We start from the raw sequence: 24531 nt of genomic DNA on the forward strand, positions 1-24531 counted from the left end.
TTACTCCGGGCGGCAGCCATCTACGTACGAGGACGTATGTAGCTGACCCTAGGAAGGTAGTTCTGTGAGCCAGTCATCAGATTCTTGTCTTGATACGTGGATGGGCCGCGAAGCGCTGGCCGAGGCCATGATTCCGGTGATCGGCCGGCTGTACCGTGAAAACAACGTGGTCACGAGCATTCACGGGCGCAGCCTCATCAATAAGTCGTCCATGAACATCCTGAAAGCCCACCGTTTTGCGCGCCGGATGAGCAAAGACGAGCTCCTGCTCGAGGAAACCGCGCCTTTGCTCAACACCCTCGCGGAGCTTGAACTCGGCGCCGCGGCGATCGACATCGCGCGCCTCAACGAGAAGTACAAGGCCGAGGCTCCGGGCACGCCGCTGGAGGACTTCCTCCGCGCCGAACTTGCCGAGGTTGTTGGACGCCGCGGCGCGGACGACCGGACCAGCACCGACGTCGTCCTCTACGGATTCGGCCGCATCGGCCGGCTCCTGGCCCGCCTCCTGATCGAAAAGGCCGGTGGCGGCCACGGACTGCGCCTGCGCGCCATCGTGGTCCGCAAGGGCGCCGAGAATGACCTCGTCAAGCGCGCCAGCCTGTTGCGGCGCGACTCCGTGCACGGTTCCTTCGAGGGCACCATCCGCGTGGACGAGGCAGCCAACACCATCACGGCCAACGGCGTCCAGATCCAGGTGATCTACTCGGACAACCCCTCAACCGTTGACTACACGGCGTACGGCATCACGGATGCCCTGGTGGTCGACAACACGGGCCGCTGGCGCGACGCCGAAGGCCTCTCCCAGCACCTGCAGAGCAAGGGCGTCGCGCGCGTCCTGCTCACGGCCCCGGGCAAGGGCGATCTCAAGAACATCGTCCACGGCATCAACCATTCCTCCATCGAGGACACGGACAAGATCGTCACCGCAGCCTCCTGCACCACGAACGCCATCACCCCGGTGCTGAAGGCACTCAACGACAAGTTCGGCGTCATCCACGGCCATGTGGAAACCGTTCACTCGTTCACGAACGACCAGAACCTGATCGACAACTTCCACAAGGGCGATCGCCGCGGACGTTCGGCCGCACTCAACATGGTCATCACCGAAACCGGCGCGGCCAAGGCCGTGGCAAAGGCCCTTCCGGAACTGCAGGGCAAGCTGACCGGCAATGCGATCCGCGTTCCCACGCCGGATGTTTCGATGGCCATCCTGAACCTGAACCTGGAAAAGGGAACCACGAAGGACGAGGTCAACAACTACCTTCGCGAGATGTCCCTGCACTCCGAGCTTCGGAAGCAGATCGACTTCATTGACTCTCCCGAGGTGGTCTCCACCGACTTCGTCGGCTCGCGCCGTGCAGGCATCGTGGACGGTCTGGCCACCATCTCCAACGACAAGAACCTCGTTGTGTACGTCTGGTACGACAACGAATTCGGCTACTCCTGCCAGGTAGTGCGCGTCATGGAAGAAATGGCAGGCGTGAACCCGCCGTCCTTCCCGGCACGCAGCGTCGCTGTTGAGGTGGAGCCCAACAAGTCGTTGGAGCCCGCCGTCGTCTAGCAGCTTCCGGCCTAGGCCAGAAAAGACACACAGGTTTCCCGGCTGATGCGCTGGTATCAGCCGGGAAACCTGACCAGAATGGACGCATGGAACGCGAAAAGATTCTGGAACATGACACAACCCTGGAACACGCACTGGACGTGGCGCGCGCCAACTTCAAGGAAGCCCAGCGCCTGCTTGACCAAGCCAAGGTGGCATTCGCGGCGGGGGATATCGCTGAGGACCGCGTTGTCCAACTGGAGTCACTTCTTCAGCTCGCGGCCGAAGACCTGAAGCGGGTCACCAGGGAGCAATAACCGGTTGCTCGAGTTGCCTGCGCTGAGATTGTTCCGAGGCAGTGACTTGTCCTCCACACTGTGGATATCCGGGCCGGTTGTCGGTGCCCTGACCTAGTCTCAAGGGACGTATTCCTCCTCGAAAGGATCCCGTCCCTTGAGCACCACTTGGGCTGCATATCGACGTGGCCGCCGCCAGTCCCGTCAGGCCTGGGTGCTGCTGATTGTCTTGATCGCGGGTGCGCTTGGCGGCGTTGCATGGTTCTTCACCGTTGGCCAGTTCGCCGTCGCTGAAGCCCCGGGCAATGGACCCACGGAAGCGCCCGTCTTCGACCCTTCCTGGATGAGGCCGGTGGAACCCGTGCAGCCGGTCCCCGTCGATTCAGCTGTCGATGCGCTGGAGACGCTGCCCGTGAAGGGGCGTGCAGTCAAAGACAACTACGACCGCAACGAATTCGGCCAGGCGTGGCTCGACGTCGACCGGAACGGTTGCGATACCCGGAACGACATCCTGAGGCGGGATCTTACGGCAGCGGAGTTCACTGCCGGCTCCAAATGCAGGGTTGCGTCTGGAGAGCTCCGCGAACCCTACGTCGGGCAGGACATCCATTTCCGCAGGGGATCCGAAAGCAGCTCGGCCGTGCAGATCGACCATGTGGTCGCCCTCGGCGATGCCTGGCAGAAGGGTGCCCAACAGCTCACTGCGAAGCAACGTCAAAGCCTCGCCAACGATCCCCTCAACCTCATTGCTGTCGACGGCGCCGCCAACGTGAAGAAGAGTGCCAGCGACGCCGCAAGCTGGCTGCCCGCGAACAAGGGCTTTCGTTGCCATTACGTGGCCCGGCAGATCTCCGTGAAGGCCGCGTACCGGCTCTGGGTCACCCAAGCCGAGAAAGACGCCATGAAGCGCGTCCTGGACTCGTGTCCGGGCCAGCAGACCATCAGGGCGATGGAGTAGCGGTATAGTTCCCGGGCGACGGAGGAAGCGCCAAGCGGCCGTGACCAAGTTGCCAGACCCCGCCGTCGTCGATCCTTTCCAGGACCACGCGCTGAAGCGACGTCTCACGAGGCAGCCCGGCAAGGTTTTCCATGTCCCGGTGCCGGAAGGTGAAGTAGACAGCGTCGCTCGGGGCATCAGAACAGCGGTCCAGGGTGAACCGGCGGGCAAATGCGGCGATGTTGCTGTCCGGCAGTTTGCGGGCAAGATAGGGGTCCAGCATCCAGGAGTCGCAGCTCGCAACGGCAACGGCTTTGTCCGGGAAGTAGCGGTCAAAGAACTCCCGGGCGTGGTTGAAACTCGCGTCCACGAAGGAAGGGGAGATGCCTCCATCCTCCGGAATATGAACGCCCAGCATCCACTGGTCGTCTGCATCGGAGTGATCTGCTGTGTTGCTGCGGACAAGGTGGAACTGCAAGCGGCCGATCCGGAAGATGTTTCCAGCCATGTGCAGCGTCAGCCAGGCCCACGTGTCCAGGCCGAAGCGTCCGTGAACCCGTCGGTTGATGCGAAGGTTCAGTCCCACGTCGGCGAGGATCGCGGCCGAAGATTCCGGCGGGATGCCGAGGGAAAGGTGATGGCTGTTGACCACTGGCGCAAAGCGGAGGAGCGCCTCGATCCAGTCTGTTTCCGTGCAGCCGTCCGCCGGAGCGGACTCGGTGGGAAAGGCGCCCAGACGGGCGTCCAGGACGGCAAGAGCCCGTCGTGTTCCGTCTCCGGGCGGTGACGCCAGCAGCGCCGCGCACGCCAAGACGTCCTCGCCGCGGATGTCGAGGAGCCTGAACAATTCGTCCTGCGCGATGCCGCTCATCAGTCAGTGCCCGAAAGGATCCGGATCGACGCCCGGCATCCAGGTCAGGCCGGGGACTCCCCAGCCGTTCTTCTTGGCTTGCTTCAGGGCCTTCTTGGCATAACGGTCAACGAGGCGATTCACATAGAGCTTGCCGTCGAGATGGTCGAATTCGTGCTGCATCACCCTGGCGAACCAACCTGTCGCCACGAAATCCACAGGTTTGCCGTAGCCGTCGAACCCTTGGACGCGGGCCCACTCGGCCCTCTGCAGGGGGTAATGCTCCCCTGGGAAAGACAAGCAGCCTTCTACGTCTTCCTCCGGATCCGGAAGCGTGCCGGGGATCTTGGAGAGGGTGAGAACCGGGTTCACCAGGACGCCCTCGTCGGGAGCGTCGTCGTCATTGGCATATTTGAAGATGAAGATCCGTTTGCCGACTCCCACCTGGGGTGCGGCCAGTCCTACGCCGTTGGCGGCTTCGTTCGTCTCGAACATGTCGGCAATCAAGGTGCGCAACTCGTCGTCGAACACTTCGACCTCGCTCGCCCGGCGATGGAGCACGGGCTCGCCCCAGATGGTGACTGGCAGGACGGTCATGTCAGGTGTTCCCCTGGTTCTCGGGTCTGGAAGACTGGATGGCCGGAATTGGCCCGGACAAAGCAAAGGCCGCACTGGATAACCAGTACGGCCTTTGGCTGCGATCGGCGAACTGCACCGATCTCGTGAGGGTGAGCGACGGGGGTTGAACCCGCGACCTCCTGGACCACAACCAGGCGCTCTGCCAACTGAGCTACGCCCACCATGCGCCTTTGGCCGCTTTCGGAATGACCCGTCAGCTGCGAAGGCAACGACAAAAACTATACCCCGTCTTCGGGGGTGGTTTTGCCACTTTTGACCCTTTGGGTGAAATTTCCCAAAAAGGTGCCGTAGATCACGTACTTGCCGGCGTCTCCGGGCCGCCAATGACCTGCTTGGAAATCCGCTGTGCCGTTGCTGTATCTGGTCCAGGCGCCGGGACGAAGACTGCCTCGCGGTAGTAACGCAGTTCGTCGATGGAGTCTTTGATGTCTCCGAGCGCACGGTGACCACCATGTTTGGCCGGGGACTGGAAATAGGCGCGTGGGAACCAGCGGCGCGAGAGTTCCTTGATGGTGCTGACGTCGATGACCCGATAGTGAAGGTGTTCAACGATATTGGGCATATCGCGCGCGAGGAACATGCGGTCTGTTCCGACCGAGTTGCCACCGAGCGGCGCCTTCTTGGGGTCGGGTACCCATTTCTCGATGTACTCAAGGACCATTGCTTCCGCCTCGGCCATGGTCTTGCCATGGGGGAGTTCGTCCAGGAGCTTTGAACGGGTATGCATGTCGCGAACGAAGTCGTTCATCTGCTCAAGAGCGGCGTCGTCGGGTTTGATGACGACGTCCACGCCATCACCCAGGATGTTGAGGTCCGAATCTGTGACCAAGGCCGCTACCTCGATCAGGGCGTCGTTTTCAAGGTCAAGACCGGTCATCTCGCAGTCGATCCAGACGATGCGTTCATTAGTAATAGGCACGCGCCCAGCCTACCGTTCGGCCGCATGGGAAGCGTGGCGGGGCGCTCGATTCCGCGTTTGAGGCGTACTCCGGCTGGTAAACTGGGCCGTTGTCGAGCGGTTATTGCCTGCCTCGATGAGCTGGACCAATGTACGTAGGGACTGGAAATATCATGACGGCAGGCGGATCGGGCGTGGGCACCTCAAACAGCCGGGATGAGGCAAAGGAACCAGCCATGTCGCCTGAGACGATCGCCGCGGGTCTCGATTCCCCGAAAAGTGCGCGTACGGGTGCCGGTACCGCTAGCCAGGTCAAGGCCTATGTGGCCATCTGGGAGGGTTTCTTCGGATCCCTCATGATCTTCGCCGGTTCGATCGGCGCCGGCTGGATCGCCAACGGATCTCCCATGTTCAGGCACCCGGTTGTCATCGCCCTGCGCACCGAGGGCTGGGGCGTTACGACCTCCACCATCTTGCTGACAGCCGGGGCCATGCTTTTGGTCAGGTCCTGGTTGCGGCTAGGGCAAAGGCTCAAAGATTGGGGGCCAGGCTCGCTCAGGTCGGTGGTTATCGCGGTCGCGGCGTGGGCCGCGCCAATGATGTTCGCCGTGCCCATCTATTCGCGGGACGTGTACGCCTACACAGGCCAAGGCAGGCTGGTTTTGGAGGGCCAAAACCCCTACACCGCCGGTATTTCCTCGCTCAGCAACTGGTTTTCCCTCGGTGCCGACCCGGCCTGGGCTGAAGCCAAGACACCCTATGGACCATATTTCCTGTGGCTTGCGAGGTGGGTGGTGGGCATCACCGACGCCCAGCCCGATTTTTCCGTCTTGCTCTTTCGCGTTTTGGCGACGGCGGGAGTAGTGCTCTGCGTGGTCTACGTTCCCAAGCTGGCCGAGCTGCACGGCATCAATCCGGGCCGTGCGCTGTGGATCGCTGTGGCGAATCCGCTCTTTCTCATCAGCTTCGTAGCCAGTGCCCATAACGATGCCTTGATGGTCGGCCTCGCGGTGGCAGGCATGTACTTTGCCGCCACCGGCCGCCATATCACCGGTCTATTACTGGTCACGGCTTCCATCGGAATCAAGCCGATCACGGTGCTTCTCCTGCCTTTCATCGGCCTCATGTGGGCTGGCCCGGCCGCGAGCTGGACCCGCAAGTTCCTGTTCTGGGGCGCGACGGCGGCCATAAGCTTCGGCGTGCTGGCCGTGAGCGGAATCCCCTACAACCTTGGTTTTGGGTGGGTCTGGGCCATCCTCGATCCCACCCCTGGCTACACCGGATATTCGCCTTCCGGCTTCCTCGGCCAGCAGCTCGAGGTGACCGCTAACCTCCTGGGCCTGCCAGGGCCGGCTGTGGCCACGGGGCTCCGTACCCTCATGAAGTGGGTCGGAATGGCCCTGGTGGTGGTCCTGATGTTCCGGGGCGACTATTCGCGGCTGGTGCGTCGCGCGGCCCTGGGGTTTGCCGCCGTCGTCATGCTTTCCCCCATCATCCAGCCGTGGTACATCCTATGGTTCATCCCGCTGCTCGCGGTCACAGGCATCAGGGACGACTGGCAGATCAAGTCGCTCTATGTCGCCATCACCTTCTTCGTGGCCTTCGGCGCGCAGGACCAGATTTCGGTGCTGTCCTTTGTGGAGATGAACGTGAAGGTGTCTTCCCTGGCCTTCGTGGTGGCGGTGGGATTCACGATCTACTTAATGGTCCTGGACGTGCACACCCGCAGGCTACTGATCCAGTCCACTCCCATGGAGCTCCTCCGCAGGCTCGAGCGAAGGCTCAGGCGCCCCGAATAGCGGTGGCTGCGCCGGACTTGCGGCCAAGCTCAAGGGATCGCTGTACAGACCACCACAGCAGGACAACCAGAAGCACGTTACGCGTGGTGAGTATTGCCGCCATCACGGGGTTGGCGTGAATGAGCGGGGTGTAGAACAGCGGGTAGATCACAAAAGTCGTCATGGCGATGCCCATGAGTAGGGCGGCAGGAACACGCCACCTGTTCCAGTCGTGGGTCAGGCCGGCGACAACCACCGGAGCCAGCCAGATGATGAATTGAGGCGAGCCCACTTTGTTGAACACGATGAACGCGGTGGTCATCATGAGCGCCCCCTCAAGAAACAGCTCTTCCGCTTCGGCTCCGCGCCTAAGCGCCCAAATCAACAGGGCTGAGCCTGCGACGGCGGCGAGCACCAGGAGGGGCTGCATCATGAATGCCGCTACATTCGCGCCCGGTCCATACACTTCCGTGGAATTGATGGCGACGTTGTCAGCGATTTTGGAGCCGCCGATGTTGAGCACGCTCAGCCAGACCCAGGGAGTTGAGAACGTGGCCTCCAATTGCATGCCGCGCTCACCTTGGTTGGTGAGGAAGTCAAGGATGTGCGGAAGCCCGCCTGAAAGGTATGTACCCAACGCGACTTCCGCCGTTACGGCTGCGCCGCAGGCTATGATCTGCAGCCTGCGGCCACTCGCGATGACGATAGGCACCAGGACGGCGGCCGGCCAGACCTTGATCCAGGTGGCAATGCTGAGAAGGATTCCCGCTGCGACGGGGCGCGTAGCTGCATACAGCAGGGCTACCAGCACGATGGGCGCGGTGATGCCCTCCACCCGGGCAAAGCTGAGGTAACCCATGAAGGCGGTGAAGAACAGCCACCACCAAGCGGGGGCAATGCCGGTTGTCCGGCGCGGCCCGCGGGTCAGGATGAACAATCCGGCGGCGTTGAGCACGGTGATGATCAGAGTCCAGACCAGCAAGTACGGGCCCGGGCCCGCGATGTTGGCCAGGAAGATCGGAATCTGGGCGAGCACTGGATAGACCCAAGGGCTGATCATGCCGTTGAGATCCGCGGGGTTGTAACCGTTCATTGCCCACTGGCGGTACTGCTCGGTGTCGCTGAAGGTGTTCCCTGAAACGAAAAAGCTTGCCATCCAGCCGAGGAAGTACACATGGACGGCTGCGAAACCCCACCACACGCTGGAAGGACGGCTGAACCATGCGACGGCGGCAGGCGGCAGGGCAGCGTCGCGCACACGGGCCAGCCCGTCAAAGAATCGAACGGAAATCTCAGGACTCCTTGGCAGCGGCGGCCGGTTCGTTGGCCGGAATCTTTTTGCCCAAAAGGTACAGCCGGCGAACGGACCAGCAGAAGAGCACAACCAGCAGGACATTGCGGACGGTTAAAACCAAGGCCATCCAAGGGTTGTTGTGGCTGAGGGCATCGTAGAAGAGGGGGTAAATGAAGTACGTGGCTACCGCAATCGCAATGAGCATCGTCGCCGGGACGCGCCATTCCTTCCAGCTATGCGCGAGTCCGACGGCGACAGCTGGTGCCAGCCAGACCATGAACTGCGGGGATCCGACCTTGTTGAAAACCACGAAGGCCGTGGCCATGGTCAGGGAGCCGGCCAACAACAGCTCCGTGCGGTCAGCCCCGCCGCTTCGCTTGCCGTTGTGAAGTGCCCAGAATGTCAGGGCAGCGACCAGGAGTGCGGCCAAGACCAGGAGGGGCTGCATCAGTTGTGACATGAACGGTGTGCCTGGGCCATCCACCTGCATCGAGTTGATGTCCGTATTCATGTACATCCTGGAGTCGCCCACATGGAGGACCGAGAGCCACAACCAAGGAGCAGTAAAAGTGGCCTCCAGTTGCATTCCGCGATCGCCCTGCTGGGTGAGGAAGTTGAAGAGTTTGGGCAGCGCGCCCACGGCAGCCGTGAGCGCGACCACCAGGGCGGTGGTCAGAATCCCGGCCGCAACCACGCGGATTCTCTGCTTGACCACGGTGACCAAGGAAAGCATGACGGCGGCCGGCCAGACCTTCATCCAGGTGGCAACGCTCAGAAGGGTCGAGGCAATGAAAGGGTGGGACACTCCGTATGCCAGGGCGATCAGCACGATCGGCGCGGTAAATCCATCCACACGGGCGAATCCCAGCCATCCCATGATGAAGACGAAGACCAGCCACCACCATGCTGCCGGGATGGCCTCCCGACGGCGTCCCCACCCCGTGAGCTTGGCGAGAGCTACGCCGTCGAGCACGGTGATCATGAGCACCCACAGGAAGAAGAACGGGCCGGGACCAGCCAAGCCTGCGATGGCCATCGGTATCAGGGCCAGGACGGGGTAGACCCACGGACTGGGCCCGCCACTGAGGTTCTCATCCCGGAACCCCGCGGCAGTCCAGTCCCGATAGATGAATGTGTCGCTGAAAGCTTCGCCACGCAGGGAGACGATCAAAGCGAACACGAGGAAGACCAAGTGCACAATGCAGAAGCCCGCCAGCAGACCCTTGGGGGAGTTGAGCCTTGTTTCCAACGAAGAGGGAATGACACGATGCCGGAACCGTGTGAGCGCGCTGAAGAATGAGTCCGTGGAAATGGGAGGATCCTTGTCAGGTAGTTGTCGTCACAGGGTGCCGCGAGCCGTTGCGGCGGGAGCCGCTCCAGGCAACAGCGGTTCCGTTGAAATTCATGCGGAACCGGCGTGCCTGTGGGCCTTCGGCATCAAACCAGAGCCCCGTTCATCCTATCTCAGGCCACTTTCGCAGTCCGACCCGGGGTCCGGAGGGCCCCGGGATGCCGCGGGCGGCGATGCTACAGTTGCAATAATCCAAGGCAGCCGCCATTACCACTTTGGCACGGATGCGGCAGGGAACCGGACAGGATTTTGTTTGATGGTGACGTCGAAGTTTCGCGAGCGTGAGGTGAGGAGTTCGTTGACTCATCCAGAGGCGCTTGGCGGCTCCAACGCCCCGGTGCACGGCACAGTTATTGCCAAGGCGGCAAGGACGGCGATCCTTCAAGGATTCATCGGGTCTTTGCTCATGGTGGCTGGGTCGGTAGGTGTCGGCTGGCTGGCCAGCAGCAGCGCCTTGATCCGCACCCCACTCTTCATCATGGCCAGGACTTCTCCGGCAGGCGTGATTCTGTGCACTGTGATGCTCTGCCTTGGCGCACTCCTGCTCCTGCGTTCATGGCTGCGCATTGCCCAGCGGATCGGCGGCTGGAACCCCTCCGCGCGTCGTGTCCTCCGGCGTGCATTGTGGATGTGGACGCTGCCACTGATGCTCGCGCTGCCCCTGTTCAGCAGGGACGCCTATGCCTATATCGGCCAGGGCCGTCTGATGGAGCAGGGCCTGGATCCTTACACCAACGGCATCTCTGCCCTGAGCAACTACTTTTCCCTCGGACCCGACAAAATGTGGACCGAGGCTCCCACGCCATACGGTCCGCTCTGGCTGTGGATTGAACAGGGAGCCGTGTGGGTGAGCGCAGGCATCCCCGAACTTGCCCTGATTCCCTTCAGGCTGGCAGCACTCGGCGGGGTCTTACTGCTCACCATCTACGTTCCCCGATTGGCCGCACGCTATGGAGTGAACCCGGACAGGGCGCTTTGGCTTGGGGTTCTCAACCCGGTTCTCCTCATCAACTTCATCGCGAGCGCGCACAATGACTCCTTGATGTTGGGCCTGGCCGTTGCCGGGCTGTACTACACCTCGGTCAAACGGCCCGTGCTCGGAATCGTGCTGATCACCGCTTCGATCGCCATCAAGCCAATTACTTTGATTGCTTTGCCGTTTGCTGGCCTGGTGTGGGCCGGGTCCCGTGCCGGGTGGGGCCGCAGGATGTTCTGCTGGACGGCCACGTTGGGCTTATCCCTAGGGCTACTGGCCGCCGCAGGATTCGTCAACGGACTGGGATTCGGTTGGCTCGGTGCGCTGCAGACTCCCGGTGCCGTCTGGATATGGTACGCGCCGGTGGGCCTGCTGGCCCATACGGCAGGCTCCGTGGTCGGACTTTTCGGCGGTTCCGGCGTCCCCGTGACGGACGTCATCCAGACCATCGGAACGGCGGTCTCGGCGCTTGCTATCGTCTGGCTTGCCGTCCGCACGCCTGGCCGTGGAATCGGCATGCCCGCGCCGATCGACGACGAACCTGGGTTCAACAAGACCGTGCTTCGGAGGATGGCGTGGGCCTTCGCCGCCGTCGTCGTCCTGGCGCCGGTGATTCAGCCCTGGTACATGGTCTGGTTGCTCGTGTTCTTTACCGTGACGGGAATCGCGGACGGGCCCCAGCTTCGGACGGTCTTCTATTTGACGGCGTTCTTCACCCTCATCGCACTGACGGACCAATTGAGCGTCTTCCAATGGATCCCCATTGAGGTGGTGCGCGGAGTGGCCATCGCCATCGCGGTCTCGTTCATCGCCTATCTGGTGTTCTTTGACAAGAAGACCCATGTGCTGTTCCGCCCGCGTCGCGGGACTTTGAAGCTTAAGCTCAAGCCGAAGTCCTGAACCGGGTTCAACCGAGGTGTTTGATCGCCTCGCGCAGCGACAGCTGGCTCAGGCGGGCCCGTCGGGTTTCCACATAGTCCCGCACCCATTGGGGATCCGTTTTGGCGTACTCCCGCAGCGTCCAGCCGATTGCCTTCCGGATGAAGAATTCCTTGTCGGCCAGATTGGCGTCGAGCACAATGGAGAGAAGTTCCTTGTCTGTGGCCGACTTTGCCTTGAGTTGGGAGGTGATGGCGGCGCGCCGGACCCAGAAGTCCGGGTCGGACGCCCACTTCCGCATGAGCGGCGTCAGCGTGCTCCGGTGGTGCTGCAGAAGGGCGCAAATACGGTCTGAGACACCGTCAACGTAATCCCACCATGCACCTGTCCTGATGATTTCTTCGTACAGCGGCAACATCTCCAGATCGTTCGCCACCGACTTGAGTGAAGTCAGATCAATGGCCGCATAGCGTTCTTCCCGCCAGGTGGCCTCCCGCCACAGCTGCCTGACGTCGTCGCGCAGTTCGGCCGGGCACCCGAAAGGCAGTTCCTTTGCGGTGATGAGAACCATGCGGCGGACCACGGGAACCCTGACGCCGAGGGAGGGCATGGATGACTTCATGTACGCTTGTGCCGATTTCGCCCTTTCTGGGTCTGCTTCTGCACGCAGGCGTTCCCGGATGGTGGCGATTCTTCCGTGTTCCATACTGTGACTCTAGGGCAGTCCTGCGGCGGACCGCTCCTCTGCGGTGGTCTTTACGCGCCACCTTGTTGACTCGCGCCGGGGCGCCCATAAAGTTGGTGGAAAGAGTTCATCCGGTGTCCGCCTCGGGCCCCTTTTTCCTAGTGCCTTGGAGGCCCGCTTTTGTCCACGGTGAAGACGCCAGACGAGATTGCACTCATGCGTGAAGCCGGGCGTGTGGTTGCCGACACGCTTTCCGCGGTTCGTTCGCAAGCCGAAGTCGGGGTGACGCTGAAGGAACTGGATAGTGTTGCTGCCGCTTTCATTGAATCCGCCGGTGCCAAGCCGGCGTTCCTGAACTACCGGCCGCGGTGGGCGTCCACGCCCTTCTCCGGTGTTATTTGCACGAGTGTCAACGACGCCGTGGTGCATGGAATTCCGGACGGATACGTGCTGCAGGACGGCGATCTCTTGAGCGTCGACTGCGGGGCATTCGTGGAGGGGTGGTGCGGAGACGCAGCCATAAGCTTCATCGTGGGCACTCCGGATCCTGTGGACCAGGAGTTGATCGATGCCACGGATGCCGCCCTTGCCCGCGGAATCGAGGCCGCCCGGATTGGCAACAAGATGGGCGATCTTGCGTACGCCATCGGCGGGGAGGCCAAACGGAGTGGCTATGGGATCCTTGCCGATCACGGGGGTCATGGCATTGGCCGGACTATGCATGCGGAACCGAACGTGCCGAACATCGGCCGGCCGGGCCGCGGGGTGAAGCTCGTGGAGGGTCTGGTGATCGCCATTGAGCCGATGCTGATTCTGGGTGGCAGCGACGACTACTACCACGATGACGACCAGTGGACCCTGCGCTCTGCCAACGGCCGCCGCGCGGCGCACAGCGAACACACCGTCGCGATCACAGCAGACGGCCCCGTTATCTTGACGCTGCCGTAAGCGGCATTGCCTCGGAACCCTGTGCGCAAGAAATCAGCCCAGCAGGCGCATGACCGCCCTTCCGGGCACGGCTGTGGAAACGGTCGTGAAGCCCGCGGCCGTGAACAACTTGACCGTCCCCTGGTAGAGATCGGCTGAACCGGCCTTCGGTCGGAGCGAGGGATCCACCGGGTAGCCTTCAACTATTTCGGCCCCGTGGGCAAAGGCATGCCCGACGGCGGCGGCCAGCAACGCTGCGGCCACACCGCTCCGGCGGTGGCCGGGAGAAACCACGAAACAACTGACCGACCAAACTCTAGTCCCATCGTGCGCGCCTTTTCCTGCGGCTTTTAGGACTCGGGACATTTCGATACGCGGATAGCGCTCGCGCGGCTCGACGGCGCACCAGCCTACTGCTTCGTCGCCCCGAAACGCCAGAACCCCGGGTTCCAGGCCGCCGTCGTCGAACTTGGCTTCGAGCTGCTCCTTCCGCGCCACAGGGGGAGTGGTTTTCCAATCCCGACCGGGGAGGGCGAACCAACGGCACCAACAGCGCGAGGGCTCGCCGCGGATGCCAAAGAGCTTTTCGACGTCGGGCCAAGTTGCGGGGCACGTGGTGATCGCGGCGGAGCCGGGGACGTTCGGGGCCATGGGAACAGCGTAGATCGTAGCGAGGGTCCACTGCATGGGATTGGTGCCGGCACGGGCCTGGAAATGCGCCGGTTGACGAAAACCAAGAGCGGCCCTGAACTACGTTTCCGCAGGTCAGGGCCGCTCTTTGGGTGCCCCGGGAGGGAATCGAACCCCCGACCAAGAGATTAGAAGGCTCCTGCTCTATCCTCTGAGCTACCGAGGCTGGTGACGCTTGCACAGCACGTGGCTAAGGCGCCACCAAGAGTTTACATTGCGGCGGGTGCCTGTGTTGTCAGGTCGGTTAAGGGCGTGACTCTTCCTCCACAGGCGGTCATTCGGCGTGGCTATGCACATACGGGAATTGGGCACTGCCGGGGAACTGGGCAGGGCGAGAAGCTGAAAGAGCCAGCCAGGCAATTCAACTCATGTTAGGACAAGACCATGAACGACATCATCACCGTCCGGGGATTCGTGGCCTCGGAAATCAGAAGCTCGACGACGCCGGGCGGAACAGGGACTGCCTCATTCCGCCTGGGCTCCACGGAGCGCAGGTTCGACCGTGCCAACGATGTCTGGATCGATGGCAACACCAACTGGTTCACGGTCCAAACGTTCAGGCACCTCGCGGGAAATATTGGGTGCAGCGTCAAGAAGGGCCAGCGGATCATCGTGGTCGGCAAACTCAAGTTGAGGCAATGGGAACGCGACGGCAAGGTCTACCACGTTGCCGAGATCATTGCCGAATCAGTGGGGCACGACCTCATGTGGGGCTCGGCGAACTTCATCCGGACCACAAGCGGCACGAGTCCGCAGATCACGCCCGCTGCCCCGGACGCCGAGCCGGAGAATCAGTGGCCTGCAGCGGAGGACGACGGTGAAGGCGGTCCGGACGACGACGAGGACGCGGGTGGCGCAGCTGAGAGGGGAGTTATTCTTCCAGCCGGAGAAAGCGACGAGCCGGTTCTTGTTGATGCCGATACCTGAGAACTTGTGGAACCAGGTGTTTGAAACAATGATGCCGTGGACATCCGCGGATTGCCGTGCGGCGCAGCAGACAGTGCGCCGCATGGCAGAATGGCCGGGTGATGAGCAGGGGAACGCCGCGAAAACAATCAGGACACCGCCACGTCGCTGGAAGCCGACGCTTGCTGCTTGCGGGGCCGCTACTCGTCGCCGGACTGGTGGCGGGCTGTTCCGCACCGGCTCCCGTCGTGTCTGGAAGCAAGCCAATCTCATCGCCCTCCCCATCGAGTCCAGCCACCCCCGTTCCGGCCACCGCCAGTCCCGGCGCTGGAATCCCTTCGGCCTCGCTCAGCCCGAGCACGGTGAGCCTGAAGCAGACCATGGAGTCCGCGCTCAAGGCCCTGGCCGCGGCGACGCCGAAACCGGCACAAGAGGCATTGCGATCACAACTCGTTTCAGCCGGCATTCCCGCGTCGACGTTGGAAGTTTCCGCCGGCAAGACGCCCACAGGACTGGACGTCGATGCCATCGAGGCGGCGGCCAGGCTGGACAAGGACTGTGTCATGGGCGAGATCCGGGACGGCCAGGTATCGGTGTCTGTCCTGCCCGTGCTGGCCAGCGGCAAATGCTTCGTCGGGGATTCACGCTAGTAGGGCCGAATGTGAGTTATGCCTTGCCACCCATTAGATTTAACGGCATGGCGGAATTCATTTATACGATGACCAAGGCTCGCAAGGCCGTTGGCGAAAAACTTATCCTGGACGATGTCAGCATGTCGTTCTTCCCTGGTGCGAAGATCGGCGTCGTTGGCCCGAACGGAGCCGGCAAATCCACGATCCTGAAGATCATGGCTGGCATCGACACACCGTCGAACGGCGAAGCCCGCCTCAGCCCCGGCTACTCCGTGGGTATCCTCCTGCAGGAGCCGCCCCTGAACGAGGAAAAGACTGTCCTGGGCAACGTCCAGGAAGGCGTAGGCGAGATCTACTCGAAGATCCAGCGCTTCAACGAGATCTCCGAGGAAATGGCCAACCCGGATGCCGACTACGACACACTCCTGGAGGAAATGGGCCACCTCCAGGAAGCCATCGATGCTGCAGATGCCTGGGACATCGATTCCCAGCTCGAACAGGCCATGGACGCGCTGCGCTGCCCGCCGGGCGACTCCGACGTGACTGTCCTGTCAGGTGGTGAGCGCCGCCGCGTGGCGCTGTGCAAACTCCTCCTCCAGAAGCCTGACCTCCTCCTCCTTGACGAGCCCACCAACCATTTGGATGCCGAAAGCGTCCTGTGGTTGGAGCAGCACTTGTCTTCCTACCCCGGCGCCGTCCTCGCGATCACTCACGATCGCTACTTCCTGGACCACGTCGCCGAGTGGATCTGTGAAGTCGACCGCGGCCGCCTGTACCCCTATGAAGGCAACTACTCCACTTACTTGGAGAAGAAGCGCGCCCGTCTGGAAATCCAGGGCAAGAAGGACGCCAAGCAGGCCAAGCGGCTCACCGAAGAACTCGAATGGGTCCGTTCCAACGCCAAGGGCCGCCAGACCAAGTCGAAGGCTCGTCTGGCCCGGTACGAGGAAATGGCAGCCGAGGCCGACCGCACCAGGAAGCTCGACTTCGAGGAAATCCAGATTCCGCCGGGACCGCGCCTGGGTGGCCTGGTCCTGGAAGCGAAGAACCTGCAGAAGGGGTTCGAAGACCGGACCTTGATCGACGGGCTTTCGTTCTCCCTTCCCCGCAACGGCATTGTTGGTGTCATCGGCCCCAATGGCGTCGGCAAGACCACCTTGTTCAAGACCATCGTTGGGCTAGAACCCCTCGACGGCGGCGACCTCAAGGTCGGCGACTCCGTGAAGATCTCCTACGCCGACCAGAGTCGCGGTGGCATCGACCCCAACAAGACGCTCTGGGAGGTCGTCTCCGACGGTCTCGACTTTATCCAGGTCGGACACGTTGAAATGCCGTCCCGCGCCTACGTCGCGGCCTTCGGCTTCAAGGGTCCAGACCAGCAGAAGAAGGCTGGGGTGCTTTCCGGCGGTGAGCGCAACCGTCTTAACCTGGCGCTGACCCTCAAGCAAGGCGGAAACCTGCTGTTGCTTGACGAGCCCACCAACGACCTCGACGTCGAAACCCTCAGCAGCCTGGAGAACGCCCTGCTCGAGTTCCCCGGCTGCGCCGTGGTGGTCTCTCACGACCGGTGGTTCCTCGACCGAGTCGCCACCCACATCCTGGCTTATGAAGGCGATGAGGAAAACCCCTCGAAGTGGTACTGGTTCGAGGGGAACTTCGAGTCGTACGAGGAAAACAAGGTGGAGCGACTCGGCCCGGACGCTGCCAAGCCGCACCGTGTGACGCACCGCAAGTTGACCCGCGACTAAGCGGATCCAATCGCGGAAGGCCGGCGCTCCTGGATAATATCTCCCGGGGCGCCGGCCTTCTTCGTGTGATGATCTTGGCCGCGTTGTGGCAGCGACGCAAGCAACTACTGCGGAATCCGGAGCATGCCCTCCTGCGCCACGGTGGCGACGTGCAGGCCATCACGGCTGAAGATCTTGCCGGTGGCTAGTCCTCGCGCACCCTGGGCGCTGGGGGACTCCTGGACGTAAAGCAGCCATTCATCCACGCGCACGGGACGGTGCCACCACATGGCGTGGTCAAGGCTGGCTACACTCATGCCCGGCGTCATCCAACTCAATCCGTTCTTGCGCAGCACCGATTCCAAGATGGTGTAGTCGCTCGCGTAGGCCAGCGCGGCCAGGTGAAGGTTGGGATCGTCCGGCATCGGGCCGAAGGTCTTCATCCAGACGGCATTGCTGGCTATCCGGTCCTTGGGCGCTTCCACATACAGTGCGGGATCGACGTGGCGCACATCGAAAGGCCGCTCGAAGGACATGTGGCGGGCCAATGGGTGATCGTACTTCTGCAGGAGTTCCGCGGTACTCGGCAAGGATTCGGGGTCCGGAATTCCCACTGGCATGGAGGACTGGTGCTCCACGCCCTCTGCCTCGGTCTGGAAGGAAGCGATCATCGACAGGATCGGTTGGCCTTCCTGGTATGCATGCACCCGACGCGCTGAGAACGAGCGTCCGTCACGGAGCCGTTCGACGCTGAAAGTGATGGGTTGGTTGGCATCCCCGGGACGAAGGAAATAGCCGTGCATCGAATGGACGGCTCGGTCCTCATCCACGGTGCGCATACCGGCCACGAGTGATTGAGCCAGGACTTGGCCGCCGAACACCCGATGTCGGGGCTGTTTCTGGGACGGTCCGAGGAAGATGTCCTCGGCGGTTCTCGCGCCGTCGAAATCAGCCAGGGACAGCAGTTCGATGAGGGTGGACGTCGGGTCCTCAATGGCAACCTGATGTTCCAGGCCGGCGTGCGCGTCAGTCATGGTTCGACTCTAGACGCCGCACCGACCCCTCTCAACCGAGGACATGCCGGTAGAGTCGATGATGTGTCCGATGTATTGACCCAGTCCTTCCGTTTCGTCGATCCCCGCGATCTGGCGGATCTCCGCACCTATGTCACGCGCGCCAAGAGCATCGACGACGGCGCGATTCGGCTTCAAGCAACCGGTCGCGTGCTGGCTGCATATGTCTGCGTCCTGAGGCCGCGTCTCCTGGGCGAATCGACCCCCACCATCCTCGGGCTGCGCACCATCGCCCTGGCGGATGACGCCCATGCGGACGTCACAGTGACCCTGTCCTCCGTCCTGGACCGCCTCGCGCGGTCCGGTGCTGACGACGTAGAGCTGGCCATCCCGCCGTCGACCGTTTCCGAGTCGTGGGCGGGAGTCGGGGCGCCCCGCAGCGGCTGGGAGCCGCTCGGTTCAGTGCCCGACGCCGAACTCAGGGCCGTGGCGAATGCTGGCATAGCGGAGGTGGCCGGGATTGTTCCGGATCAGCCTGGTGCTTTGATCGTCAACAATGCGAGGGCGGCGGTGTGGGGACGGGAGATTCCCGGGCTTGGCGGCGTGCCCGCAGGCGCGGCGTTCGCGGCCTTGGCTCTCGGTTTCCTTGGCGATCGGGAGCACCGCCTCTTCCGCAACGGGCGTTGGTTCCGGCTCAGCGGAAGCCGGGGCCACATCCTGGCGCGATCCGGATCAGGCCTGGGCTTCCAGGCTCGCTGAGCCCGCGTACGCGAACCCGGACGCACCGCGCCCGGGCCAACACAACCCAGACCCCTACGGGTTCAGGGCTGCTGGACCGACGGGCTGTTCACCATGGTGAGTGCAGCCCGCTCCATGTAGTCCCACAGCGTGCCTTCATGCAGCGGAGACAAGCCGAGCGAATCCACTGCCGCGCGCATGTGGAAGAGCCATCGGTCCTTGGCTTCGGGCGTCACCTGGAACGGCATATGCCGCATCCGCAGGCGGGGGTGCCCACGTTCTTCGCTGTAGGTGCCTGGGCCACCCCAGTACTGCTCGAGAAACATGAGGAACCGGCGCTTAGCCGGGGCGAGGTCTTCCTCCGGGTACATGGGCCGGAGCAACGGATCTCCGGCGACGCCGTCGTAAAAGACGTCGATGAGTCTCACGAAAGTCTCGTGGCCACCGATGGCCTCGTAGAAGCTGTCAGTGTAGGCAGGCTGGCTGAAGGGATCGTTTTGCATCAACTGCCGCCGCTCGGCTGGCTGCGGTGCTGCGGATTCCTGCTGGCTGCCCATGTCACTCACCTGCTTTCTGCTCTTGAATCTTGAGAGATTCCTTTGAAGATTGAGGCGCACCGGATGCAGCGGTTTCAGCAGGCGCAGTACCCGGAGGTGCGGGCGGAACGTCGTCCGGGACGGCTGGTTCCTCCGGCACGTAGTCGCCTTGCGAGCGGTTGCCCACTCTCAGGATCTCTCCATTGCGCAGATACCAGATGGCGCCGTCTTCGGCCCGGAGCCTGGTGATCCGGAGGCCTACGGATTCAACGGTGCCAATCACTTCGGTGGTCACGATCACATCGCCGATCCCGAACTGGTCCTCGATGGTGATGAAGATCCCGGACAGGAAATCACGGATGAGCTGTTGGGCACCGAAGCCAATGGCCACACCCAAAATGCCGACGCTCGTGAGCAGCGGTGCGATATCCACATTCAGGTATTTGAGGACGTAGATGATGACGATGACCACCACCACCACGCTCAGCACGCTGGTCAGCAGCGAGCCGATGGTGTGGGCGCGTTGGGCGCGTCGTTCATGGTCGAGCGCCCGGAAGGCCGGCTGGACCCACCTGAAATGCGCTTTCTTGAAGAAGCTGGTGCCCTCTGCCACGCTGCGGGTGATACGCAGAATGATGAACCGGGCCACAACCCAGACCACCAACCCAATGCCCAGCGTCACGAAGATTGACACGAAATCGATCTTGGCTGCATCGGCCACGATGTTGTCGGTCGACGAGGCGACGTTCATGTGCGGGAATGCTCCTCACGGGATCCAATTGTTCGCCGGGCCCTTTTTGCCGGGCGCTGAACACTCTGTCCACGGTCAACCCTATCGCCGTAGCGTGGTCGCATGCGCATTGTGATTCTTGGTGGAGCAGCCTCCTTGTCATCCAACTAGCTGGCGACCGCCGTCGTGCTCGGCTCATGCAGAACGGGAAAGTTGACGCTCCGGGCGATGAAGCACACTTGGTTGGCCTCACGATGCAATTCGTCCATGAGGGAAACATGCGCGGGGTCGGCAACGGTGACCTGCGGCTTCAAGGTGACGTTCTCGAACTGTCCACTGCCATCACGGTTGAGGCGCATCATCCCCTCGGCATGGTCCACATAGTCCGTGACTACTACGCCGTGTTTGACCGCGACATGCAGGAAAGACAGCATGTGGCACTGGGACAGGGCGGTGAGGAGCAACTGTTCGGGGTTGTACCGGCTACGGTCGCCATGGAACGTCGGGTCCGAGGATCCCTTCAGGACGGGCAGCCCCGGGATCTCGACATCGTGGTCCCGGGAATAGCCGCGGTAAGTGGAGGTCCCGCTCCCCAGATTTCCGGTCCAGCGCACGGTGAGGGAGTAACGGTGTTCGTCCAGGCTCATGTGGAAAGTCTACCGGCGGCACTCGCCGCGTTATGCGAAGGGGCCCCGGTCCAGGATGCGGAACCGGGGCCTGACGGTAATTTACCTGGGGGTTTCTTAGACGTCTGCTGCGCGTGCCCTGAGGGCACGGGCAACGCCGTCGCGGTTTTCGAGCATCATGCGCCGCAGGGCGCTGCTGTCCGCCGGCAGCTCAGCCAGGAACTTGTCCGTGCGGTCCACCGTGGCCTGTGTGGTCAGCTGCGCCGGGTAGAGCCCGACGACGATCTGCTGGGCCAGCGCATGAGTGCGGTTGGCAACAATCTCCGGGACGGCCTCAAAGTACTTTTCGGCGTACGGTTCCAGTAGGGAGGTGTCCAGCACCCGCGTGAACCCGGCGACGGCCGAGCTTTGGATGGCATTGGAAAGCTCGCCGGTCACAACGATCTTCTTCCACGCAGTGGCCTTGGCCTCGGGAGTGGGAAGGGCTGCCGTCGCCTGTGCGGCGGCGTTCTGGCCGTTGGCTGTGTGGTCACGCTCGAGTTCGGAGTCGATCCGTTCCTGGCCTTGGCGGCCACCCACCACCAATGAGGTGAGGAGTTCCCAGCGCAAGTCCTGGTCAACGGTCAGTCCATCGAGGACCGTACTGCCGTCCAGGAGCGCCTGGACCGTGTCCAGTTGGGAGCTGCTGGCGGCAAGCAGCGCGAAGGACTTCACGAACTGGAGCTGGGCGTCCGATCCGGCAGTCACGGTGGACGAGAGTTCCCACAGCTTGTCCGCGGCGGCCACCGCGGCGGCATCCTTGTGCTCCGCTGCGACGTAGTACGTCAGTGTGGTGGCCAGTTGGCGGAGTTGGGTCTGGATCACGGAGGAATCGGTCTCGGACGCGATGTTCGCGAGAATTAGTTCGACGTAGCCGCGGGCCGGAGTCTCGCCATCGCGGGCCGCATCCCAGGCGGAGCCCCACACGAGGGTGCGGGGCAGGCTGCCGGCAAAGTCCTTCAGGTGGGCTTTTGCAGTGGCCCAGGATGCGGGGTCGAGGCGAACCTTTGCATAGGCGAGGTCGTCATCGTTGAGCAGGACCAGGTCCGGGCGTACCAACCCGGCAAGGGCGGGGACATCGGTCCGGGCGCCGTCGACGTCGAGCTCTTCCCTGTGGGTGCGTTCGAGCTTGCCGGCAGCTGAGAGGTTGTAGAAGCCAACCGCGAGGCGGTGTGGACGCAAGGTGGGCTGTTCGTCGATGGCTGTCTGCAGGATCGCAAACGAAGTGATGGTGCCGTCAGCGTCGGCCTTGAGCTCGGGGGCGAGCGTGTTGACGCCGGCGGTCTCGAGCCAGAGCTTGCCCCACTGGTCCAAGTCACGGCCACTGGCAGCTTCGAGTTCTTTCATGAGGTCGGCCAGCTCGGTGTTCTGCCAAGCATGCTTCTGGAAATACTCGCGGACGCCGGCCATGAACTGATCCTGCCCCACCCATGCAACCAACTGCCGTAGGACGGAAGCTCCCTTGGCATACGTGATGCCGTCGAAGTTGACCTCGACATCCTGGAGATCATTGATCTCGGCGAAAATCGGGTGGGTGGTGGGAAGTTGGTCCTGGCGGTATGCCCACGATTTCTCCACGGAGGCGAAGGTGGTCCAGGCCCGGTCGAATTCGGTGTTTTCGACCGCGGCCAGGTGGGACATGTACTCGGCAAAGGACTCGTTGAGCCACAGGTCGTTCCACCAGCGCATCGTGACGAGGTCGCCAAACCACATGTGCGCCAGCTCGTGCAGCACTGTGATGGCCCGGCGTTCGACCTGGGCACCCGTGACCTTGCCACGGAAGACGTAGCCCTCAAGGATCGTCACGGCGCCTGCGTTTTCCATGGCGCCAGCGTTGAACTCGGGGACGAAAAGCTGGTCGTACTTCTCGAAGGGATAGGGGAAGCCGAACTGGGCCTCGAAGAACTCAAAGCCCTGGCGGGTCAGTTCGAAGATCTTGCCGGCGTCCAGGTACTGCATGAGGGACTTGCGGGCAAAGACACCCAGGGGGATGACCCGGCCGTCGGAGCTGGTGACCTGGCTGCGAACCGCTTGGTATGGTCCCGCGATCAGGGCTGAGATGTAGGAAGAAATGCGGGGGGTGGGGGCGAAATGCCAGACAGAGCGCGCACCGCCGTCGTCCGCCGGAGTGGTTTCCACCGGGACGGGAGTGGGGGAGTTGGAGATGAGATCCCAGTGCGAAGGGGCAGTGACCGTGAACGTAAATGCCGCTTTCAGGTCCGGCTGCTCGAACACGGCGAACATGCGGCGGGAATCGGGCACCTCGAACTGGGTGTACAGGTAGACCTCGTTGTCCACCGGATCCACGAATCGGTGCAGGCCTTCACCCGTGTTCATGTAGGGGGCGTCGGCAACTACCGTGAGCTCGTTCTCCACGGCCAGCTCCGGCAGTTGGATACGGACGCCGTCGGACACCACGGCGGGATCCAGCTCGGTGCCGTTCAGCGTCACGCTGTGCACGGTTTCCGTGATCGCGTCGATAAAGCTCGAGGCACCCTCGACGGCGGAGAACTTCACCACCGTGGTGGAGCCGAAGACCGCGGCGCCCTTCGTCAAGTCGAGGGTGACGTCGTACGAGGTCACGGTGAGCAATTCTGCGCGCTGTGCCGCTTCTTCGCGCGTCAGGTTCAGGCCTGGCAAGGTGGTGCCTCCAAGAATGGTTTGCAGAAAGCCGGCTGACTTCAGCCAATGCCGGCGCTGTGAAGTCATTCTTTCATTTGATCCCGGCTTGGCAAGGACGCTGGATCACAGTGTCGCCGGCCGGGGTAGCGTTGGATCATGGGAAAGATGCGCGACTCGTTGGACCTCCGGGCACTGCGCTTTGCGGTGGCATTTCCGCTGCTGCTCGCCGCCGGATTTGCTGTGTGCGCACTCATGTTGCGCAACAACCTGCCTGAACCCGTCGCCATTGCATGGAATGCCGACGGCGGCAGCAGCTTTGCGCCGTTCGCCGCCTACGTGTCCGGCGGAACCGGCCTCATGGTCCTGACCGGATGGTTGGTCTTCATCCAAGCGGTTCCGCTCGCCAGGCCGGTGATCATGCGCCGGTTCATGATGGGCTTGGGTCTCATGGTGACGCTCTTCATCACCTCCGTGCTGGCCGCGGGACTCGTGGGACAAACGGGCCTCACCGATGCGCGTAACTCGCACGTTGATGCCACAGTCCTTGCGCTGGGTGCCGGTGCGGCCTTGCCCTTGGGCGTGGTCATGATGATGGCTTTCAAGCCTGATCCGCGCTGGACGCCGGAGGATGACGCCGCCCTCGAAGCCGAAGTAACTCTGAAGGAAGACCCCGGCCTGGCAGAGGATTCCATGCTGCTCTGGGTTCACGCGAGAAGCTCGGTGTTCGTGATGATCTGCGTGGCCACCCTATTTCCTGCCATGTTGATCGCTATTGCGCTCCCGTGGCTGGGGGCATTGCTCGCGGCAACCGCCGTCATAGGAGCGTGTTTCCTCTTCGTCCGGGTGCGGGCTGACCGGGGAGGAGTGCAAGTCTTTCTGGCCGGAGTCCTGAAGGTCCTGACTGTGCCCGCCGTGGACATCGCCGGAGCTGCCGCACAAGAAATCAGGGCCGCCGACTTTGGCGGCTGGGGACTCCGGCACCACGGAGGAGCCACGGCCGTCCTCGTGGGTAGCGGACCCGCCGTCGTCGTTCGCCAGGTCAGTGGCCGAAGGGTGGCTTTCAGCGCCGGGACCTCAGCGACGGCGGACCGGCTCGCTGGAATCCTGAACCGCGTCGCTGCCCGAGCCCAGCGAGGCGAGCAGCCGCCTGCTCCCTGAGCGCGGTGAGGTTCGCCGCGTCAGCAGGCTTCGCCTTAACCGGCTTCGTCTTAAGAGGTGGGCA

General features: G+C 62.6%; 23 protein-coding genes and 2 tRNA genes. 11 read left to right on the plus strand and 14 right to left on the minus strand.

Annotation, left to right across the window (positions count from 1 at the left end; all coding sequences use genetic code 11):
* Window positions 1–100 precede the first annotated feature (100 nt).
* From OW521_RS20615 to OW521_RS20625, 3 genes are all read left to right on the plus strand, one after another.
* Window positions 101–1561: a glyceraldehyde-3-phosphate dehydrogenase gene (locus OW521_RS20615; RefSeq protein ID WP_268026024.1), complete on the plus strand. Its 1461-nt coding sequence runs from the start codon at window positions 101–103 to the stop codon at window positions 1559–1561.
* An 86-nt stretch (window positions 1562–1647) separates the two neighbouring features.
* Window positions 1648–1857, plus strand: coding sequence for a hypothetical protein (locus OW521_RS20620; RefSeq protein ID WP_268021374.1), 210 nt, complete (start codon window positions 1648–1650; stop codon window positions 1855–1857).
* Window positions 1858–1993: 136 nt separating this feature from the next.
* Window positions 1994–2794, plus strand: a complete 801-nt coding sequence (locus OW521_RS20625; protein ID WP_268021375.1) for an HNH endonuclease family protein — start codon at window positions 1994–1996, stop codon at window positions 2792–2794.
* Here the strand turns inward: OW521_RS20625 and OW521_RS20630 are convergent.
* From OW521_RS20630 to orn, 4 genes are all read right to left on the minus strand, one after another.
* Window positions 2778–3644 carry an acyltransferase domain-containing protein gene (locus OW521_RS20630; RefSeq protein ID WP_268021376.1) on the minus strand — a complete coding sequence of 289 codons (867 nt, stop codon included), beginning with the start codon at window positions 3642–3644 and terminating at the stop codon, window positions 2778–2780. The two genes, OW521_RS20625 and OW521_RS20630, sit on opposite strands and share 17 nt — an antisense overlap.
* A gap of 3 nt (window positions 3645–3647) precedes the next feature.
* The gene (gene def, locus OW521_RS20635) at window positions 3648–4220 is read right to left on the minus strand and encodes a peptide deformylase (RefSeq protein WP_268021377.1); all 573 of its coding nucleotides are present in this window, start codon (window positions 4218–4220) and stop codon (window positions 3648–3650) included.
* A gap of 130 nt (window positions 4221–4350) precedes the next feature.
* Window positions 4351–4423, minus strand: a tRNA-His gene (locus OW521_RS20640).
* A 131-nt stretch (window positions 4424–4554) separates the two neighbouring features.
* Window positions 4555–5139, minus strand: coding sequence for an oligoribonuclease (gene orn / locus OW521_RS20645; RefSeq protein ID WP_268026025.1), 585 nt, complete (start codon window positions 5137–5139; stop codon window positions 4555–4557).
* Between the two features lie 257 nt (window positions 5140–5396).
* On the opposite strand from orn, the gene mptB (OW521_RS20650) reads away from it, so the two are divergent.
* Window positions 5397–6959 carry a polyprenol phosphomannose-dependent alpha 1,6 mannosyltransferase MptB gene (gene mptB / locus OW521_RS20650; RefSeq protein WP_442781183.1) on the plus strand — a complete coding sequence of 521 codons (1563 nt, stop codon included), beginning with the start codon at window positions 5397–5399 and terminating at the stop codon, window positions 6957–6959.
* Here the strand turns inward: mptB (OW521_RS20650) and OW521_RS20655 are convergent.
* Entirely contained in the window at window positions 6943–8205 is a 1263-nt protein-coding gene (locus tag OW521_RS20655; RefSeq protein WP_268026026.1) for a glycosyltransferase 87 family protein, read from the minus strand. The two genes, mptB (OW521_RS20650) and OW521_RS20655, sit on opposite strands and share 17 nt — an antisense overlap.
* Window positions 8206–8230: 25 nt before the next feature.
* Window positions 8231–9544: a glycosyltransferase family 87 protein gene (locus OW521_RS20660; protein WP_268026028.1), complete on the minus strand. Its 1314-nt coding sequence runs from the start codon at window positions 9542–9544 to the stop codon at window positions 8231–8233.
* A 337-nt stretch (window positions 9545–9881) separates the two neighbouring features.
* On the opposite strand from OW521_RS20660, the gene mptB (OW521_RS20665) reads away from it, so the two are divergent.
* A complete protein-coding gene (gene mptB, locus OW521_RS20665; protein WP_268021379.1) occupies window positions 9882–11459 on the plus strand; it encodes a polyprenol phosphomannose-dependent alpha 1,6 mannosyltransferase MptB in 1578 nt (525 codons plus the stop codon).
* Window positions 11460–11466: 7 nt separating this feature from the next.
* On the opposite strand, the gene OW521_RS20670 is transcribed toward mptB (OW521_RS20665), so the two are convergent.
* The gene (locus OW521_RS20670; protein ID WP_268021380.1) at window positions 11467–12144 is read right to left on the minus strand and encodes a DNA alkylation repair protein; all 678 of its coding nucleotides are present in this window, start codon (window positions 12142–12144) and stop codon (window positions 11467–11469) included.
* A gap of 159 nt (window positions 12145–12303) precedes the next feature.
* Here OW521_RS20670 and map point away from each other — a divergent pair, with 159 nt between their 5' ends.
* Window positions 12304–13071, plus strand: a complete 768-nt coding sequence (gene map, locus OW521_RS20675; RefSeq protein WP_268021381.1) for a type I methionyl aminopeptidase — start codon at window positions 12304–12306, stop codon at window positions 13069–13071.
* 33 nt (window positions 13072–13104) lie between these two features.
* Here the strand turns inward: map and OW521_RS20680 are convergent, their stop codons facing one another.
* Together OW521_RS20680 and OW521_RS20685 are read right to left on the minus strand one after the other, a co-directional pair.
* On the minus strand, window positions 13105–13737 hold the full coding sequence (locus OW521_RS20680) for a GNAT family N-acetyltransferase (RefSeq protein ID WP_268021382.1): 633 nt from the start codon (window positions 13735–13737) through the stop codon (window positions 13105–13107).
* Between the two features lie 96 nt (window positions 13738–13833).
* Window positions 13834–13906, minus strand: a tRNA-Arg gene (locus OW521_RS20685).
* A gap of 218 nt (window positions 13907–14124) precedes the next feature.
* Here OW521_RS20685 and OW521_RS20690 point away from each other — a divergent pair.
* The 3 genes from OW521_RS20690 to ettA all read left to right on the plus strand — a co-directional run bounded on the left by OW521_RS20690 (window position 14125) and on the right by ettA (window position 17026).
* A complete protein-coding gene (locus OW521_RS20690) occupies window positions 14125–14667 on the plus strand; it encodes a single-stranded DNA-binding protein (RefSeq protein WP_268021383.1) in 543 nt (180 codons plus the stop codon).
* A 101-nt stretch (window positions 14668–14768) separates the two neighbouring features.
* Complete coding sequence (locus OW521_RS20695) at window positions 14769–15296, plus strand: DUF6993 domain-containing protein (RefSeq protein WP_268021384.1); 528 nt, start codon at window positions 14769–14771, stop codon at window positions 15294–15296.
* 47 nt (window positions 15297–15343) lie between these two features.
* Window positions 15344–17026, plus strand: a complete 1683-nt coding sequence (gene ettA, locus OW521_RS20700) for an energy-dependent translational throttle protein EttA (protein ID WP_265979931.1) — start codon at window positions 15344–15346, stop codon at window positions 17024–17026.
* A 104-nt stretch (window positions 17027–17130) separates the two neighbouring features.
* Here ettA and OW521_RS20705 read toward each other — a convergent pair whose 3' ends face one another.
* Complete coding sequence (locus OW521_RS20705; protein ID WP_268021385.1) at window positions 17131–18039, minus strand: acyl-CoA thioesterase; 909 nt, start codon at window positions 18037–18039, stop codon at window positions 17131–17133.
* Window positions 18040–18102: 63 nt separating this feature from the next.
* On the opposite strand from OW521_RS20705, the gene OW521_RS20710 reads away from it, so the two are divergent.
* The gene (locus OW521_RS20710; protein WP_268021386.1) at window positions 18103–18777 is read left to right on the plus strand and encodes a hypothetical protein; all 675 of its coding nucleotides are present in this window, start codon (window positions 18103–18105) and stop codon (window positions 18775–18777) included.
* Window positions 18778–18839: 62 nt separating this feature from the next.
* On the opposite strand, the gene OW521_RS20715 is transcribed toward OW521_RS20710, so the two are convergent.
* The 4 genes from OW521_RS20715 to pepN all read right to left on the minus strand — a co-directional run bounded on the left by OW521_RS20715 (window position 18840) and on the right by pepN (window position 23327).
* Window positions 18840–19313 carry a globin gene (locus tag OW521_RS20715; RefSeq protein ID WP_326493986.1) on the minus strand — a complete coding sequence of 158 codons (474 nt, stop codon included), beginning with the start codon at window positions 19311–19313 and terminating at the stop codon, window positions 18840–18842.
* Window position 19314: 1 nt separating this feature from the next.
* Window positions 19315–20043 (minus strand): mechanosensitive ion channel family protein, encoded by a 729-nt coding sequence (locus tag OW521_RS20720; RefSeq protein ID WP_268021387.1) that lies wholly within the window; start codon window positions 20041–20043, stop codon window positions 19315–19317.
* Between the two features lie 146 nt (window positions 20044–20189).
* Entirely contained in the window at window positions 20190–20669 is a 480-nt protein-coding gene (locus tag OW521_RS20725; RefSeq protein WP_268021388.1) for an OsmC family protein, read from the minus strand.
* Window positions 20670–20765: 96 nt separating this feature from the next.
* Entirely contained in the window at window positions 20766–23327 is a 2562-nt protein-coding gene (pepN, locus tag OW521_RS20730; RefSeq protein WP_268026031.1) for an aminopeptidase N, read from the minus strand.
* Between the two features lie 138 nt (window positions 23328–23465).
* On the opposite strand from pepN, the gene OW521_RS20735 reads away from it, so the two are divergent.
* The gene (locus OW521_RS20735) at window positions 23466–24467 is read left to right on the plus strand and encodes a hypothetical protein (protein WP_268021389.1); all 1002 of its coding nucleotides are present in this window, start codon (window positions 23466–23468) and stop codon (window positions 24465–24467) included.
* The last annotated feature ends 64 nt before the right edge of the window (window positions 24468–24531 follow it).

Origin of the sequence: Arthrobacter sp. MMS18-M83 (assembly GCF_026683955.1) — a bacterium.
GTDB lineage: Bacteria > Actinomycetota > Actinomycetes > Actinomycetales > Micrococcaceae > Arthrobacter.